The following is a 15299-nucleotide window of genomic DNA, read 5'->3' on the forward strand; positions in this document are numbered from 1 at the left end:
TGCGGCTCAGACCCCGGTGTTCACCGACTCGTGCCACGGGATGACCAGGCGTTTCGCGGTGGTCACCATCAGGTAGAGCAGTGACCCCAGCACCGCGAGCAGCACGATCACCGCGAACAGACGGGGCGCGTCGAGGGCGTTGAGGCTCGACACCACCAGGTAGCCGAGCCCGGCACTGCCGCCGAGGTACTCACCGACGATCGCGCCGATCACCGAGAACACGATCGCGACCTCGGCGCCGGCGAACACGTACGGCAGGGTCGCGGGCAGCTCCAGGTTCCGGAACGTCGCCCAGCGCGAGGCGCCCAGCCCGGTCATGACGTCGCGGTGCCCGCGCTCGACCGAGCGCACCCCGAGCATCACGTTGAGCATGATCGGGAAGAACGCGAGCAGCCCGGCCATGATGATCTTCGAGGTGGGGCCGAAGCCGAACCAGATCACGAAGATCGGCACGAACGCCACCTTGGGCACCACCTGCAGCGCGACCAGGGCGGGCTGCACCGCGCGGCGCAGCCACTCGATCCGCCCGAGCAGTGCGCCGACGCACACACCGGCGACGAGCGCGGCGCCGAACCCGACGAGGACCTCGAGCAGCGTCACGCCGATGTGGCCCCAGATCGCCGGGTCGGCCAGCAGCTCCCCCAGCGCGCCGACGACGGCGGCCGGTGCGGGCAGGATGAACTCCGAGACCCCGACCACCGAGACGGTGAACTGCCAGGCGCCCACGAGCAGCAGCAGGAGCACCGGCCCGGAGATCCACGGCAGGCGCCGCAGCCAGGGCGACTCCTTCTCGGGGCCGCCGGGGTCGGTCACGGGGGTGGCGGGGTCGGTCGCCGGAGCGGGCCGTTCGGTCGTGGTCATCGGTTCAGTCCTCCCGGTCCAGCTCGGTGCGCAGCCCGGCGACCAGCGCGCCGAACTCCGGTGTCGTCTCGGTCGCCGCGGACCGCGGCCGGGGCAGGTCGATCGTGGTGATCGACCGGATGCGTCCCGGGCGCGGGGTCAGCAGCACGACCCGGTCGGCCAGGAACACCGCCTCGGGGATCGAGTGGGTCACGAACACGACGGTGGCGCCGGAGACCGCGTGGATCTGCTGCAGCTCCAGGTTCATCCGGTCGCGGGTCAGGGCGTCCAGCGCACCGAACGGCTCGTCCATCAGCAGCACCGACGGGTCGCAGGCCAGGGCGCGGGCGATCGCGGCCCGCTGGCGCATGCCGCCGGACAGCTCCCGCGGGTAGGAGTCCTCGAACCCGCCGAGCCCGACCGTGGCGCACAGCTCGGCGGCCCGGGCGCGACGCTCGGCACGCGGCACCCCCCGCAGCTTCAGCGGCAGCGCGACGTTGTCGGTGATCGTGAACCACGGGAACAGGTTCGCCTCCTGGAACACCAGGCCGAACTCGGCGAAGACCGCGTCGTCACGACGGCCGGCGGCCCACGCGGGCCGTCCGCCCGCCTCGACCAGCCCCGCGGACGGGGCGAGCAGGCCGGACAGGATCCGCAGCAGCGTCGTCTTGCCGCAGCCCGAGCGCCCGACCAGCGAGACGAACTCGCCGCGGGCGACGTCCAGGTCGATCCCGGACAGTGCGCGCACCTCCCCACGCCGGGTCGGGTACACCTTGTCCACACCGGACACCCGCAGGCCGACCGCACCCCCGGTCGGGCCCGCGTGCACCCCGGAACGGGTCGCGGTCGCCGGGGTCGCTGTCTCCTGGGTCATGCTCGTCTCCTGCTCCGCTGCCGGGGACCGTCGTGTCGTCGGGGTGCTCATCGGGCACCCTCCGTGCCGTTCAGGCCGGCGTCGAGCCACTGCGCCGGGTCCAGGCCGGCGGGGACCTGACCGACCGAGGACACCTCGTCGTAGGTGGCCTGCCAGCGCTGCGGGGAGATGCCGGTCGGGCCCTGGCCCGCCGCGTAGCCGTCGACGTAGGAGGCGAGCGCGGCGCGGGCGACCTCGGGCCGGTCCAGCGCCGAGACCTGGTACTTCGAGCCGATGAGCTGCATCGTCTCGGCGAAACCGCCTCCCTCGTCGGCGGTGATGAACGCGGTGGCGTCGGCGATCGCCGCGAGGTAGCGGCGCAGCTTGTCCTGCTCCTGCGGGTCGGTGGCGGTGGCCTTCGAGGTGGCGTAGATCTGCGACCCGGCGGAGATGGCGTCGTTGGGGTCGTAGACGACGGCCTCGGGCCGGGTCGCCTGCAGCAGCATCGCGGTGTCGAGCGAGACGATGAACGCGTCGACGCGGCCGGTGTTCACCAGGTCGAACACGCCGGGGCTGAGCCCGACGACCTGGCGGCGCAGCTCGGCGGGGGCGATCCCGGCCGACCCCGCGACGAGGTCGAGGGTGATCGAGCTGGTGCCGCCCTCCGACGGCGTCCCGACCAGCTTGCCGCGCAGCTGCGCGGCGTCGGTGACCGGCGCCCGCTGCGAGGAGACCAGACGCAGCGGCCCGTTGTGCACCACGCCGCCGATCGCGACCAGCGGTGCGCCGCGCTCGCCCGCGGCGACCATCGTCTCGATGTCGCCGATCCGGGAGATCTCCGCGGACCCGGCGAGCAGGGTCTGGATGGCCGGCGCCGAGCCCTGGGTGGCCTCGAAGGTCACGTCGAGACCGTGGGCGGCGAAGAAGCCCTTGGTGTCGGCGATCATCTCGGCGGCGTAGCCGAGCGACTCCATCGGCAGGATGTTGAGGAAGGTGATCCGGTCGCGGCCGTCCTCACCGCCGCCCGCGCCGCATCCGGCGAGGACGAGGCAGGCGGCGAGCAGGACCGCGGCGAGCCGGGTCGTCGTGCGGGTCATCGGGGGACCTCCGGTGCGTGCTGGGTCGACGCGAGGGACGGCGCGGGTGCGGCGACGGTGTCCGTGCCGCGGTACCACGCGGTGGCGTTGCCGTGGCGGACCGCGGCCCGGGCGGCGGGGTCGAGGGCGGCGAGGAGACGGGCCACCCCGTCGCCGTGGCGGTGCGGGTGGTCACCCGCGTAGAGCAGGAGCCCGGCGGCGCCCAGAACGTCCAGGGCGTCGTGCAGCTCGCCGGGGTCGCGCGGCAGGTGGACCGGCGCGGTGGTGAACCGGACCTGCTCGCGGACGTACTCCGACGGCATCCGGTCCACCCACGGCACCTCGCGGCGGATGCCGCGCCACTCCTTGTCCAGGCGCCACAGCAGCGGCGGCAGCCAGGACGAGCCGCACTCGGCGACGGTCACCCGCAGCTCCGGCAGCGCGCCGAGGGCGCCCTCGGCGACCAGCGACACCAGCTGGGACTGGGCGACCTGCCCGTGGGACAGGTAGTCCTGCAGGTAGGTGTGGGTGAACCCGGTCGTGGTCGGGGCACTGCCGACCCGGCCCCAGGCGTGCAGGGTGACGACCAGCCCGGCCGCGGCGGCTGCGGCGAGGACCGGCCGGAACACCGGGTGCCCCCACCGCAGGTCGTGCCCGCGCACCGGGAGCAGCACCTGCACGAAGCGCGGGTCGTCCGCCCGGCGCTCGATCTCGGCGACGGCCGCGGCCGGGTCGCCGAGCGGCACCGCGACCGAGCCGCGGGCGCGGGGCTCGTGGTCGAGGAACCGCTGCGCGGTCCAGGTGTTCACCGCCCGGCACAGGGCGGCCTCGAAGGCGTGGTTGCGGCTGACGTCGAACGCGGTGGTGCAGGTCAGGACCGCCGTACCGACCCGGCCGCCCCGGGTGCGGGCGCGTCGAGGACCGCGGCACGCAGGGCCGCGACGTCGTGCGGGGCGGGCCCGTCGACCATCGCGGGCGGGTAGGCGCCGGCCTGGACGGGGTCGGCGCGCAGGGCGGCGCCCGCCGCGTAGTCACGCCAGTACGGGCTGAGCAGTTCCGCGAGGTCGGCGAACGACGCCGGCGCGACGTGGGTGTCGGCGTCGAAGAACTCCTCGGGCGGGTCGGCGCTCATGCCTCGCTCCCGGGCAGGGGCAGGCCGTAGAGGCGGGCGGCGTTGGCGGCCGCCATCGGCCGGCGCAGCGCTGCGGGCAGCACCCGCAACGCGGTGATCGGGTCGTCGAAGTCCCAGTGCGGGTAGTCGGAGGAGAACAGGATCCGGTCGGTCATCCCGGTCTGCTCCCAGGTCGTCGCCAGGTGTGCGGGCACCGGCGGCTCGTCGATCGGCTGGGTGGTGAACCACACCCGCTCGCGCACGACCTCCGACGGCGGGCGGGTCAGCCACGGGACGTCGTCGCGGCACAGCTCCCAGGCGTCGTCGAGCCCCCAGAGCAGCGACGGCAGCCAGGACACCCCGCCCTCGACGAGCACGAACTGCAGGTCCGGCACCGCCTCGAGGACACCGCCGGCGACCAGCCCGGTCAGCGCGACGGCGACGGCGTTGCCGTACCACGCGTGCTGCTCCAGGTAGAACGACGGCCAGCCGTCCCCGCGGTGGCCCTCGGTGCCGCCGAGGTGGATCGCCACCGGCAGCCCGTGCGCGGCGGCCGCGGCGTAGATCGGCCGGTACTTGGCGTCCGACCACGGCAGGAACGTGCCGCTGGGGAACAGGACCTGCACGAACCGCGGGTCCGCGGCGCGGCGCTCGATCTCGGCGACGGCCTCCGCCGGCGACTCGTGCGGGATGCAGATGCTGGCCCGCAGCCGCGGCTCGGGGTCGAGCCAGTCGGTGACCAGCACGTCGTTGTACGCGCGGCACAGCGCAGCCGCGAACGCGGGCTCCTCGGCGCCCGCGGTGTGGCCCTGCATCGGGATGAGCACCCCGGCGACGACGTCGTAGGGGTCGAGCAGCTGGCTGCGCATCAGGTCCAGGTCGCTGCCCGGGGGCCGGACGGCGCTGCCGGGCGGGCCCGCCTCGGGATGGGAGTCGCGGCGCATGCCGCCGTGCCGGACCCGGGGGTAGACCGCGGGCGGCGGCGCGCCGCGCAGCCCGAAGCGCAGGAACCGGCGCCGCCAGGGCTCGGGCAGCGCGGCCGCGAGCCGGTCGGCGGTGACGACCGGGTGGATGTCGGCGTCGACGATCGGGGTCCGGGCGCGACGCCGGGCGGGGGCCCGGCCGGTGACGGGTGCGGTGCTGGTCATGACGCCTCCTCGGTGGTGGGACGGCGGCCGGTGTCGACGACCACCCAGCGGTCCTCGACGGTCACCTCGAAGGTCTCGGCGGTGTACGGACCGGGTGTCATGCCCGGCGGGCCCGGCTCGACCGACGCCGGGAGGCTGCGGGCGGGCGCGTCGCCGGGCTGGTAGGAGAGGCCGGTGCGCACGTCGTACTCCCAGCCGTGCCAGGGGCAGGCGACGAGCACGTGGCCCTCGTCGAGCCGCACGTCCGAGGGACCGGTCGCCACCGGGGCCCCGGCGACGGAGCCGCGGCACAGCGGGCCGCCCTGGTGCGGGCAGTGGTCGGCGAGGGCGTAGTAGTCGTCGCCGACCCGGAAGACGCCGATCGAGCGGGTGCCGACCCGCACCACGCGGTGCTCGCCGGGGGCGAGCTCGTCGGCGGGCAGCACGGCGAGCCTCACGTCCCCTCCCCCGCCCCGGCCAGCAGCTCGACCGTGCCCGCGGTGGCGTCGAGCCGGATGCGGTCGCCGGTGCGCAGCACCTGCACCGGGTCGGCGTCGAGGTCGGCCAGGGCGGGGACCCGGGTGACGACGGCGCCGAGCGCGGCCTTCGTCGTGGTGACCGTGAAGACCATCCCGAGCGGGGCGGTGCCGAGCAGCCGGGTGCTCTGGAAGAACGCCGACCAGCCCGAGGACCCCTTGGCGCCGGGGAACACGAGGATCTTCCCGGAGAAGCAGACGCCCTGCAGGGCGTGCCGGGCCTCGACGATCGTGCCGGTCGCCGGGTCGATGCCGCCCCAGCCGGAGATGGTCTCGGGCGACACCAGCGCCTCGCCGGTGACCACGCCGGGCACCACGGTCCGTCCGCGCAGGACGGTCCCGACCGTCGCGGTCATCGCAGCTCACCCGACCAGCGGCCGGTGACCGCGGCCTGCACGCAGTCCTCGGTGGTGCCGAACCACGCCTCGATCCCGAGGATCGCCGGCAGGTAGTGGGCCTGCTTGGCGGAGTCGGTGGCGAACACCCGGGTCCCGGGCGGGGCCAGGCGGGACATCGCCGGGCAGGAGTCGGTGAGGACCTTCGCGCCGGCGGCCTCGATGGTGGCGGTGTAGCCGCTGCGCTCGGCCACCGCGGCCAGCGCCCGCGGCGCCATGATCCACAGCGAGGTGCCGTCGTGCAGCCTGCGGCCGTCGAGGAGCCGGGCGACGTCGCGGATCTGGTCGAGCGAGGCGTGCGGGCAGCCGAGCAGGACGAAGTCGACCTGCGTGCTCGTGCCCTGGTCGTTGAGCCGGGCGTAGGTGGCGGCCCGCTCGGCGGCGCCGTAGACGACCGCGTCGGCCGGGACACCGCCGCCGAACGCTGCGTCGACGGTCGGGGCCTCGGGGGTGACGCCGGGGACGTGGTACATCTCGACCCCGCCGGAGGAGGCGGCCGCGGCGCCGAAGTGCTTGAGGTCGGTGAGGTCGGGCAGGGCGAGGTCACCGGTGACGACCGGGCGGGCCTCCTGCACGACGTCACCGGTGAAGTAGCCGAGCAGGCCCCAGTCGAGGAACCCGCCGACCGGGGTGTCGACCCGGACCAGGTGGGTGCCGCGCCGGTGTTCGTCGTGGTGGTTGCCCCAGCACGGGACGCGCCCGGTGAGGCCGGCCGCGCCGGTCGACGCGGTGCCCTCGCAGTTCGTGCGGGCGCCGAGCACCGAGTTGGCGTAGACCACCGCGGAGGACTCCATCCAGGCGCAGTGCTCGCCGCGGACCGGGAGGTTCCCGACCTGGTACGGCGTGCACGTGGCGAGGATGGAGACGCCGCGCCGGCCGTAGAAGGTCTCCGCGTCGGCCTGCAGCTCCACGAACTGCGCCGGGTACGGCGCGACGGCCGCCGCGTCGGCGCCGAAGCCCTGCTGGAGCTGGCAGGTGGGCACCGCCATCGGCGGGATCTCGTGGGTCTCGTCGCTGTCGAGGTTGATCACCGAGAAGGCGCGGTCCCAGCCGCCCTCGGCGACGAGGCGGGCCTTGAGCGGGGAGGGCTGGGTGGCGGTCCCGGCCACGTTGCGGACCGAGCAGAGCCGCTCGGCGTCCAGTGCCTCGGCGTAGCGGGTGAGCAGGTCCATCGCGGCGGCGACGGCGGGCCCCTCGGCCCCGTCGAGCATCCTGCGGTCGTCGTCGGTGAGTATCACGGGGCGCCTCCGGGCATCGTTGCCTGTCTCCTCGTGGTGGTGGCGGTGGGACGGGTCAGTCCCCGACGTTCTCCCGGATCCGGTCGGTCAGGGCGTCGGCGGGCACGTCGTGCAGGCTGCCCTGCGGTCCGGCGAGGTCGAGGGCGTGCGCGGCCGCGTGGCCCATCGCCGCGCACGGCCCCATGACGCGCACGCTCGACAGCGCCGCGGCGTCGCCGTCGATGCAACGGCCCGCGGCGACCAGGTTCGACGCGGCGGGCGGCAGCATCGAGCGCAGCGGCACGTAGTGCAGGTGGTCGGCGTCGAAGGTCTCCCAGACGTAGCCGTCGGGGCTGTCGTGCAGCTCGATCGGCCAGGCGGTGCGGGCGACGGCGTCGTCGAAGCGGACCCCGCCGCGCACCTCCTCGACGGTGAGCTGGTGGGCGGCGGCGATCCAGCGGGTCTGGCGGCGGCCGGGCAGCCCGTAGGAGCGCACCGTGGCCTTGCCGAACACCTCGGGGAACTCCGCGCGCAGGAACTCGACGACCCGGTCGGCCTGCGCCTTGCCCTCCAGCTGGGCCTCGGCGGCGGCGATCGGGTCCAGCGGCGCCTCGATGTGGGTCATGTTGAGCACCGCGGTGTCGCGGCCGGGGAAGTAGAAGGCGAGGCCGTCGCGACGGAGCAGGCCGTACTGGTCGGCCTTGGCCGCGACCCGGGCCGCGAGCTCGCCGGGCTCCGGTGCGGCACTGGTGTCGAGGTGCTCGACGACGAGCTGCTGGCTGCCGTAGATCTCCCGGTCGGGCAGCCGGCACTCCAGGCCCGCGGCCCAGGCGAGCGCGGCGTCGCCGCTGGCGTCGACGAACCCGGCCGCGGTGACGTCGACGGCGCCGTAGCGGGTGGCGAAGCGGGCGCCCAGGACACGGTCGCCGTCACGCTCGACGCCGGTGAGGGTGGCGTTGGTGAGGACCCGGATGCCGTGGGCACGGACGGTGTCCTCGACCCAGCGGCCGAGGCGCACCTCGTCGTAGCCGACGGTGAGGGTGTGGCCGGTGCGGCGGAACAGGTCCCCGCCGGCCTCGAGGTCGGCGAACATGGAGTCGAACAGGCCGTGGGTCAGCTGCCGGAACTCGGGGCCGTTGCCGTAGACCCCGCAGAACAGCCCGATCAGCGAGTTGACCATCTGCCCGCCGAGGACGGGGGCGGCGTCGACGAGGACGACGTCGCGGCCGAGGCGGGCGGACTCGACGGCGGCGGAGAGCCCGGCGATGCCGGAGCCGACGACGCAGACGTCGGCGGTCACCGCGTGCTCGGCCGGGTCGCCGGCGCGCAGTGGGGCGTCCCGGATCACGGTGTGGACCGGCAGGGGCGTCAGCGGGTGAGGCATGGCTCACACACTAGGAACGGCGCGCGCCGCCCCGGAAATAGAACGTTCGCCTGCCGGACCATCGACCGGACGAATAGTCGCAGCTCTACAGGGTGGCCGACAGTTCGACGATGAGCTCGCGGAGCCACCGGTGGGCCGGGTCCGGGTCGAGGTCGGTGTGCCACCAGAGACGCTCGCGGATCGGTCCGGGATCGCCCGGGCAGGGCAGCACGACCAGCCCGAGGCGGTCGGCGACCTGGCGGGCGAGCCGCTCCTGCAGCAGCGCGACGCGGTCGGTCCCGGCGACCAGGTAGGGCACCGACAGGTAGCTCTCCACCCGCACCCTGATGTCGGGTTCGACCCCGAGCCGGGCGAGCTGGCGGGTCATCGGCGCGGCCGCCGACATGCCGCGGTCCGGGGCGAACGGCACCACCCAGGGCATCGCGGCGAGCTCGTCGAGGTCCAGGGTCGGGTCCGGCCCGGCGGCGACCGGGTTGTCGGCGTCGACGACGCAGACCCAGCGGTCGTCGAACAGGGCGGTGGAGCGCAGCTCGGGCCGTTCGAAGCGGGCGGCGGGCGGGGCGATGAGGCCGTCGATGAGCCGTATCGTCTCGCCGATGTCGGCGGAGAAGGACTCGCGGACCAGCCGCAGCCGCAGCTCGACGCCGGGGGCGCGCCGGGCCGCCGCCGCGGACAGCGCGGGCCCGAGCACGGCGACGGTGTAGTCGGCGACGAGCAGGGTGAACCCGCGCCGGGCGCTCGACGGGTCGAAGCCGTGGCCGGTGCCGAACAGCCGCTCGGCGGCCGAGCAGACGCCCTCGACCTGCTCGACGAGCTGGGCGGCGAGCGGGGTGAGGACGTAGCCGCCGGGGTGGCGGGACAGCAGGTCGTCGTCGAAGTGACGGCGCAGCCGGGACAGGGCCGCGCTGGCGGCGGGCTGGGAGATGCCGATGCGGGCGGCGGCGCGGGTGACGTTGCGTTCGCGCAGCAGCTCGCGCAGCGAGACGAGCAGGTTGAGGTCGAGGTTGGCCAGCCGGACCGTCGGCGGGGTCGTCACGGCGCCGCAGGCTAGCCGCTCACCCCGTCCGGAGCACCCACCCGGTCACCGTGCCGTGCGCCCTGCCGCTCACCCCGGCGGAACGCGCTCGGGGTGACGCCGCGGACCCGGGTGAAGGCCGCGCTGAAGCCGAACGGGTCGGCGTACCCGACCCGGCGCGCGATCCCGGCCAGCGTCGCGCCGGGCTCGGCGAGCAGCAGGTCCGCCGCCAAGGTCATCCGCCAGCCGGTGAGGTAGGTCAGCGGCGGCTCGCCCACCCGGTCGGTGAACCGCTTGGCCAGGGTCGCCCGGGACACACCGGTGGCGGCGGCGAGCCCGGCGACGGTCCAGGCCGCGGCGGGGTCGGCGTGCAGCAGCCGCAGCGCCCGCCCGACCACCGGGTCGTGCTGGGCCGTCCACCACCGCGGCCGGCTTCCGCCGGGCCGGTCGAACCACTCGCGCAGGGTGCAGACCAGCAGCCAGTCCAGGAGCCGGTCGAGCACGACCTGCCGGCCGGGGGCGTCGACGGCGACCTCGGCGGCCACGTGGTCGAGCACCGTGTCCCCGCTGCCCCCGGCACCGACCCGCAGCACCGGCGGGAGCGCGTCGAGCAGCCGGGCGCCGACCTCGCCGCCGGCCGGGGAGGCCCCGGTGATCAGGGTGCTCGCGTCGCTGCCCGGCGCCGGCGCCGGGTCGTGCCAGCCGAGCCGGTGGCGGGTGCCGCTCTGGTCGGGCGTCGCGCAGTCCACGCCGCAGACGATCGGCTCGGCCGGGGTGCCGACCTCGTCGACCACGTGGAAACCGGCCGGGCCGCGCACGACGGCGGTCTCCCCCGCGGCCAGCCGCACCGGGTCGGCGCCGGGGACGAGGATCCACCCCGCGCCGGTCAGCATGGCGCACAGGGTCAGCGGTGCGCCGTCGACGAAGTGCAGCGACCAGGGCGGGGTCAGGGTGGTGCTGCCGAACAGCGAGCCGTGCGACCGCAGCCCGCGGACCAGGTCACCGAAGGGGTCCACCGCACCGAGGTTAGACGACCGGACAGGAGTTCCGGCGTCTCACCCATGTCGTCGTCCGCGCCGCGGTGGTGTGGTGGCCCCATGCCCACCACCGACACCCCCACCACCGACAGCCGCACCGCTCTCACCGACGGCGACCGCGTCTTCCTCGCCCGCCCGCTGCACGGCTTCCTGAGCGTCGCGGGCGGCCCGGTGCCGCCGCAGCCCCGCCCGGTCTGGTTCGAGGCGACCGACGACGGCACCGTGCAGCTGTTCACCGGGCCGGAGTCGCTGCACATCCGCCGCAGGCGCAGGGACCCGCGGGCCTCGCTGGTCGTCGCCGCGCCGGTCGGGGAACGCGAGCGCTGGGTCGCGGTCGACGGCTCCACGACCGTCGAGACCGACGGGGCACACGCGCTGGCGCAGCGGCTGGCGCAGCGCTACTGGGACCTCGACGACCCCGCGCGCGCCGCGGACCTCGCGGCGATCCTCGCCGAGGACCAGGTGCGGCTGGTGATCCACCCCGAGCGGGTGCGGCGGCTGATGTTCTGACCCCGGCCCGACCCGCCGGCCCGGGCGCCCGGCTCAGGGGGTGCGACGGCCCGACCACGCGGGTTCGACAGCCGCCCAGTCCTCCGCCCAGGCACGGGCGAACGCACGCCCGTTCCAGGCGAAGACCAGCCGCCCGGCGACCCACACCACGGCGGCCCACACCACTGCGGTGAGGAACCCGGCGGCGACGGCCACCGTGACGGCGTCGGCGGGGGTCGACGGCGGCGGCGCCAGCCGGCCGTCGGTGCCGACCCAGGCCGGCACCCGGTCACCGACGTCGTGGACGCCGGGCAGCGTGCTGCCGCCCGAGTGCGGCAGCCCGTCGGGGCCGGTCCAGCTCAGCGTGAGCGACTGCTGGCCGGTCTGCAGGTCGCCCACCGCGCTCGCCCGCGCGGTGACCGTCGCCGCGACCGGCACGCGCTCACGGGCCTCGACCGCGCCCCGCTCCAGGACCGACCCGTGGGCCGCGGCACCGGCGAGCCACGCCACGACCAGCCCGCAGGCGGCGAGCAGCCCGAGCACCACCGCGAGCAGGTCCTCGCGACGGGACGCCCGACGACGGAGCCGGTCAGCGGGTCCCGGCTCCGAGCCCGGCGGGTCGGCTGCGCGCATCGTTCCTCCTGGGGTCGGTCACGACGGGTCCTCCCCACCACCGCGGGTGAGGGGGCGATCACCGAGGACTACCCCCGTTATCGCCCCGTGACATCCCCCCGGGACGGAGATCACGCCCACCGGACGCCGTGCGGTCCCCTTCCGTACCCGGGCGGTCGGCCGCGCAACGATCCGCCGCCGGGCCCGCCACCCACCCGTTCGCCGTGCACCGCAGCCCATTCGCCGCCGCGGGGCGCGCCCGGGCAACCGCGGCACTCCGACGGGCGTCTGCCCCGATGTCACCCGGGTGGGTGATCTGTGACGTGGAGGTGGGCATGTCCCGGACCGAGCGGCTCCGTCGCCGTCGTGGCGTTCTGGTGACCGGGCTCGTGCTCGTGGCCGGGGTGGGGCTGGGTGGCACCGCGATCGCCACCGCCGACCCGGAGCAGAGCCGGGTCGCCGCGCAGGCCCACGCCGAGCCCGCCGTCCCCGGGACACCGTGCGCGGCGTCGGTGCGGGCGTGCGTGGACCTGGAGACGCGGCAGGCGTGGCTCGTCCGCGACGGGAAGGTCACCGGCGGACCGTTCCGGGTCACCACCGGGGGCGAGGGGAAGGCCACCCCGGTCGGGCACTCGTTCCGGGTGTACCGCAAGGAGGCCGACCACCGCAGCGGCGAGTTCCCCGGCCCGGACGGCCGCCCGGCGCGGATGCCGTGGTCGGTGTTCTTCGCCGACGGCGGGATCGCCTTCCACGGCGGCGACCTCAGCCGCGAGTCGGCGGGCTGCGTCAAGCTCGGCGCCCGCGACGCGCAGCGGTTCTTCGACACCCTGCAGGTCGGGGACAAGGTGCAGGTCGTGAACGGGTCGGTGGAACGCAGGCACCGCGCGGAGGCCCACGGCCGGGCCTGAGCCGCACCGACCCGGTCCGCGGGTCAGCCCGGCAGGACGATCCGGGTGCCCTCGGGCGCCCGGTAGGCGTCGACCACCCGGTTCAGCTCGATCTGGTAGTAGAGGGTCTGCAGGCCGAACACGAAGCACAGCAGCAGTCCGACGACCGGGCTGCAGGTGACGGGCAGGCCCGCGGAGCGCTGGCTGTCGGCGATCCGCTGCCCCGTGTTGTAGAACGACACGAGCGGCGCCACGACCGTCCAGCCCAGGAACAGCAGCACCAGCAGCGGCCCGGCGACGGGCACCTGGCGGCGCGGGTCGAACTCCGCCATCTCGCGGTGGATCCTGTAGTACCAGACGAGCCCGTAGATGCCGAGGGTGATCAGCGGCAGACCGAGCCACACCGCGACCGGGTTGCGGCGCTTCATCGCCAGCCCGACCGGGGCGTGCGGCGGCGCCGCGAGCTCGCCGGGGTGCCACGGGTCGAGTCCCGTGCCCGGGCCGCTGTGGGGACCGGGCGCCGGGTGGGCCTGCGGCCCCGGAGCTCCGTACCCGGCGGGTGCGCCGTACCCGGCGTCACCGGCGGGCGGGGGTCCGACCGGCTGCGGACCGGCGGGGTGGAGCCGGTGCGGGTCCGACGGGTGAGGGGGCTGGGTCATCGGCGGGGATCCGATCTGTGCGGAGGAGCGACGCGGGCGACCCGCGTCCGTCCCCGGCGACCTCGCCGTCCGCGAGCCGGTCGTCAGCCCCGTCCGGCGCAGACCACGCCGGACCGGCCCGCGACGTCAGGTCGCGGGCCGGTCCGGATGGGGTGGGTGCGGTGGTGGGTCAGCTCGTGCTGGCCGCCCGCCGCGGCAGCACCCAGTTCGGGCGCGGGAAGTGGCAGGTGTAGCCGTACGGGAACTTCTGCAGGTAGTCCTGGTGCTCCGGCTCGGCCTCCCAGAAGTCACCGGCCGGCTCGACGTCGGTGCTCGCGCGGCCCGGCCAGAGGCCGGACGCGTCGACGTCGGCGATGGTGTCCAGGGCGACCGCCTTCTGCTCCTCGTTCGTGTAGAAGATCGCGGAGCGGTAGCTGCGGCCGATGTCGTTGCCCTGCCGGTCCTTCGTCGACGGGTCGTGGATCTGGAAGAAGAACTCCAGGATCTCGCGGTAGGAGATCCGCTCCGGGTCGAAGACGATCTCGACGGCCTCGGCGTGGTCGCCGTGGCGCCGGTAGGTCGCGTTCGGGGTGTTCGGGTCGCCGGAGTAGCCGACCCGGGTGGACACGACGCCCGGGCGCTCGCGGAGCAGCTCCTGGACACCCCAGAAGCACCCACCGGCGAGGATCGCGGTCTCGGTCATCAGGCTTGAACCTCCCTGTGTCGGGTCTCGACGGCTACAACGGTGCGGGCACCGCCGATGTTCCGTCGCGCACGACGGGTCTCCCGGTCTCGCGCCGGCCCCGCCGATGACCGATGCTCACACACATGGGAGCGGGCGCGGAGGAACTGACCACCGAGGAACAGGCCGTCGTGGAGACGGTGCGCGACTTCGTCGACCGGGACGTCCGCCCGGTGGTGCGGGAACTGGAGCACGCGAACACCTATCCCGAGAAGCTCATCGAGCAGATGAAGCAACTCGGGATCTTCGGGCTCGCCGTCCCCGAGCCGTGGGGCGAGGCCCCGGTGTCGATGCCCTGCTACGCCCTGGTCACCGCCGAGCTGGCCCGTGGCTGGATGAGCCTGGCCGGCGCGATGGGCGGGCACACCGTCGTCGCGAAGCTGCTGGTCGCCTTCGGCACCCGCGAGCAGCAGGACCGGTACCTGTCGCGGATGGCGACCGGTGAGCTGCGCGCGACGATGGCCCTGACCGAGCCCGGCGGCGGCTCGGACCTGCAGGCCATGACCACCCACGCCCGCCGCGACGGCGACCACTACGTGATCAACGGGTCCAAGACCTGGATCACCAACTCGCGGCGCTCGGGACTGATCGCGCTGCTGTGCAAGACCGACCCGGCTGCCGAGCCGAAGCACCGCGGCATCTCGGTGCTGCTGGTCGAGCACGGACCCGGGCTCACCGTCTCCCGTGACCTGCCCAAGCTCGGGTACAAGGGCGTCGAGTCCTGCGAGCTGTCCTTCGACGACATGCGGGTGCCCGCCGACGCGGTCCTCGGCGGTACCGAGGGCCGCGGCTTCGCCCAGATGATGAAGGGCCTGGAGACCGGCCGGATCCAGGTCGCCGCGCGCGCACTCGGCGTCGCCGACGCCGCGCTGGCCGACTCCCTGGCCTACGCCCGGGAACGCGAGTCGTTCGGCAAGCCGATCTGGCAGCACCAGTCGGTCGGCAACCACCTCGCCGACATGGCCACGAAGATCACCGCCGCACGGACCCTGATCCTGCACGCCTCCCGGCGGTACGAGTCCGGGCAGCGGTGCGACATGGAGGCGGGCATGGCGAAGCTGTTCGCCTCCGAGACCGCCATGGAGGTCGCCCTCGACGCGGTGCGCATCCACGGCGGCTACGGCTACTCGACCGAGTTCGACGTCGAGCGGTACTTCCGCGACGCCCCACTGATGATCGTCGGGGAGGGCACCAACGAGATCCAGCGCAACGTGATCGCCGCCCAGCTCGTCAAGCGCGGGGGCCTGGAACGGTGGTGAGCCCTCAGCCCACGCACAGTCGGCACACATCGGGGCCTGCCATGATCGCCACGCACGGGACCGACGGCGGGGAGGGGACGG

At 74.9% G+C, this 15299-nt stretch carries 18 protein-coding genes; 3 read left to right on the forward strand and 15 right to left on the reverse strand.

The window, feature by feature from the left end; all coding sequences use genetic code 11:
• Positions 1–6 precede the first annotated feature (6 nt).
• The 12 genes from AC0GKK_RS02875 to AC0GKK_RS02930 all read right to left on the reverse strand — a co-directional run bounded on the left by AC0GKK_RS02875 (position 7) and on the right by AC0GKK_RS02930 (position 10570).
• A complete protein-coding gene (locus AC0GKK_RS02875; protein WP_083474056.1) occupies positions 7–861 on the reverse strand; it encodes an ABC transporter permease in 855 nt (284 codons plus the stop codon).
• 4 nt (positions 862–865) lie between these two features.
• The gene (locus AC0GKK_RS02880) at positions 866–1714 is read right to left on the reverse strand and encodes an ABC transporter ATP-binding protein (protein ID WP_489883093.1); all 849 of its coding nucleotides are present in this window, start codon (positions 1712–1714) and stop codon (positions 866–868) included.
• A gap of 47 nt (positions 1715–1761) precedes the next feature.
• Positions 1762–2790, reverse strand: coding sequence for an ABC transporter substrate-binding protein (locus AC0GKK_RS02885; protein ID WP_251782827.1), 1029 nt, complete (start codon positions 2788–2790; stop codon positions 1762–1764).
• Positions 2787–3644: an amidohydrolase family protein gene (locus tag AC0GKK_RS02890; protein ID WP_489883973.1), complete on the reverse strand. Its 858-nt coding sequence runs from the start codon at positions 3642–3644 to the stop codon at positions 2787–2789. Before AC0GKK_RS02890 ends, AC0GKK_RS02885 begins: the two co-directional genes overlap by 4 nt.
• Positions 3641–3901, reverse strand: a complete 261-nt coding sequence (locus tag AC0GKK_RS02895) for a hypothetical protein (protein WP_489883094.1) — start codon at positions 3899–3901, stop codon at positions 3641–3643. The genes AC0GKK_RS02890 and AC0GKK_RS02895 overlap by 4 nt, the downstream gene beginning before the upstream one ends.
• Positions 3898–5028, reverse strand: a complete 1131-nt coding sequence (locus AC0GKK_RS02900) for an amidohydrolase family protein (RefSeq protein ID WP_489883095.1) — start codon at positions 5026–5028, stop codon at positions 3898–3900. Before AC0GKK_RS02900 ends, AC0GKK_RS02895 begins: the two co-directional genes overlap by 4 nt.
• On the reverse strand, positions 5025–5465 hold the full coding sequence (locus tag AC0GKK_RS02905; protein WP_062394627.1) for a Rieske (2Fe-2S) protein: 441 nt from the start codon (positions 5463–5465) through the stop codon (positions 5025–5027). Before AC0GKK_RS02905 ends, AC0GKK_RS02900 begins: the two co-directional genes overlap by 4 nt.
• Positions 5462–5899 (reverse strand): aconitase X swivel domain-containing protein, encoded by a 438-nt coding sequence (locus AC0GKK_RS02910; protein ID WP_489883096.1) that lies wholly within the window; start codon positions 5897–5899, stop codon positions 5462–5464. Before AC0GKK_RS02910 ends, AC0GKK_RS02905 begins: the two co-directional genes overlap by 4 nt.
• Positions 5896–7176: an aconitase X gene (locus AC0GKK_RS02915; protein WP_482637386.1), complete on the reverse strand. Its 1281-nt coding sequence runs from the start codon at positions 7174–7176 to the stop codon at positions 5896–5898. Before AC0GKK_RS02915 ends, AC0GKK_RS02910 begins: the two co-directional genes overlap by 4 nt.
• A 55-nt stretch (positions 7177–7231) precedes the next feature.
• A complete protein-coding gene (locus tag AC0GKK_RS02920) occupies positions 7232–8539 on the reverse strand; it encodes an FAD-dependent oxidoreductase (RefSeq protein ID WP_489883097.1) in 1308 nt (435 codons plus the stop codon).
• Between the two features lie 85 nt (positions 8540–8624).
• Positions 8625–9575: a LysR family transcriptional regulator gene (locus AC0GKK_RS02925; RefSeq protein ID WP_208823587.1), complete on the reverse strand. Its 951-nt coding sequence runs from the start codon at positions 9573–9575 to the stop codon at positions 8625–8627.
• 11 nt (positions 9576–9586) lie between these two features.
• The gene (locus AC0GKK_RS02930) at positions 9587–10570 is read right to left on the reverse strand and encodes an AraC family transcriptional regulator (protein ID WP_405417343.1); all 984 of its coding nucleotides are present in this window, start codon (positions 10568–10570) and stop codon (positions 9587–9589) included.
• Positions 10571–10651: 81 nt separating this feature from the next.
• Here AC0GKK_RS02930 and AC0GKK_RS02935 point away from each other — a divergent pair, with 81 nt between their 5' ends.
• Entirely contained in the window at positions 10652–11101 is a 450-nt protein-coding gene (locus AC0GKK_RS02935) for a pyridoxamine 5'-phosphate oxidase family protein (protein ID WP_405417344.1), read from the forward strand.
• Between the two features lie 33 nt (positions 11102–11134).
• Here AC0GKK_RS02935 and AC0GKK_RS02940 read toward each other — a convergent pair whose 3' ends face one another.
• Entirely contained in the window at positions 11135–11713 is a 579-nt protein-coding gene (locus AC0GKK_RS02940) for an Rv1733c family protein (RefSeq protein WP_251782835.1), read from the reverse strand.
• Positions 11714–12027: 314 nt separating this feature from the next.
• Here AC0GKK_RS02940 and AC0GKK_RS02945 point away from each other — a divergent pair, with 314 nt between their 5' ends.
• Positions 12028–12600, forward strand: a complete 573-nt coding sequence (locus AC0GKK_RS02945) for a L,D-transpeptidase (RefSeq protein WP_405417346.1) — start codon at positions 12028–12030, stop codon at positions 12598–12600.
• Between the two features lie 23 nt (positions 12601–12623).
• Here the strand turns inward: AC0GKK_RS02945 and AC0GKK_RS02950 are convergent, their stop codons facing one another.
• Both AC0GKK_RS02950 and msrA read right to left on the reverse strand, forming a co-directional pair.
• Positions 12624–13238 carry a DUF4234 domain-containing protein gene (locus AC0GKK_RS02950; RefSeq protein ID WP_405417347.1) on the reverse strand — a complete coding sequence of 205 codons (615 nt, stop codon included), beginning with the start codon at positions 13236–13238 and terminating at the stop codon, positions 12624–12626.
• 169 nt (positions 13239–13407) lie between these two features.
• Entirely contained in the window at positions 13408–13920 is a 513-nt protein-coding gene (gene msrA, locus AC0GKK_RS02955; protein ID WP_482637381.1) for a peptide-methionine (S)-S-oxide reductase MsrA, read from the reverse strand.
• 125 nt (positions 13921–14045) lie between these two features.
• Between msrA and AC0GKK_RS02960 the strand changes: the two genes are divergently transcribed.
• Positions 14046–15218, forward strand: a complete 1173-nt coding sequence (locus AC0GKK_RS02960; protein WP_489883098.1) for an acyl-CoA dehydrogenase family protein — start codon at positions 14046–14048, stop codon at positions 15216–15218.
• Positions 15219–15299 lie beyond the last annotated feature (81 nt).

Source organism: Pseudonocardia sp. P-1 (assembly GCF_058111925.1).

What these genes read in the sequence shown, in the direction of transcription:
- AC0GKK_RS02940 (WP_251782835.1), bottom strand. Translation starts at nt 11,713, where the DNA reads ATGCGCGCAGCCGACCCGCCGGGCTCGGAGCCGGGACCCGCTGACCGG.
- AC0GKK_RS02935 (WP_405417344.1), top strand. Translation starts at nt 10,652, where the DNA reads ATGCCCACCACCGACACCCCCACCACCGACAGCCGCACCGCTCTCACC.
- AC0GKK_RS02895 (WP_489883094.1), bottom strand. Translation starts at nt 3,901, where the DNA reads ATGAGCGCCGACCCGCCCGAGGAGTTCTTCGACGCCGACACCCACGTC.
- AC0GKK_RS02945 (WP_405417346.1), top strand. Translation starts at nt 12,028, where the DNA reads ATGTCCCGGACCGAGCGGCTCCGTCGCCGTCGTGGCGTTCTGGTGACC.
- msrA (WP_482637381.1), bottom strand. Translation starts at nt 13,920, where the DNA reads ATGACCGAGACCGCGATCCTCGCCGGTGGGTGCTTCTGGGGTGTCCAG.
- AC0GKK_RS02920 (WP_489883097.1), bottom strand. Translation starts at nt 8,539, where the DNA reads ATGCCTCACCCGCTGACGCCCCTGCCGGTCCACACCGTGATCCGGGAC.
- AC0GKK_RS02960 (WP_489883098.1), top strand. Translation starts at nt 14,046, where the DNA reads ATGGGAGCGGGCGCGGAGGAACTGACCACCGAGGAACAGGCCGTCGTG.
- AC0GKK_RS02875 (WP_083474056.1), bottom strand. Translation starts at nt 861, where the DNA reads ATGACCACGACCGAACGGCCCGCTCCGGCGACCGACCCCGCCACCCCC.
- AC0GKK_RS02950 (WP_405417347.1), bottom strand. Translation starts at nt 13,238, where the DNA reads ATGACCCAGCCCCCTCACCCGTCGGACCCGCACCGGCTCCACCCCGCC.
- AC0GKK_RS02880 (WP_489883093.1), bottom strand. Translation starts at nt 1,714, where the DNA reads ATGACCCAGGAGACAGCGACCCCGGCGACCGCGACCCGTTCCGGGGTG.
- AC0GKK_RS02910 (WP_489883096.1), bottom strand. Translation starts at nt 5,899, where the DNA reads ATGACCGCGACGGTCGGGACCGTCCTGCGCGGACGGACCGTGGTGCCC.
- AC0GKK_RS02885 (WP_251782827.1), bottom strand. Translation starts at nt 2,790, where the DNA reads ATGACCCGCACGACGACCCGGCTCGCCGCGGTCCTGCTCGCCGCCTGC.
- AC0GKK_RS02900 (WP_489883095.1), bottom strand. Translation starts at nt 5,028, where the DNA reads ATGACCAGCACCGCACCCGTCACCGGCCGGGCCCCCGCCCGGCGTCGC.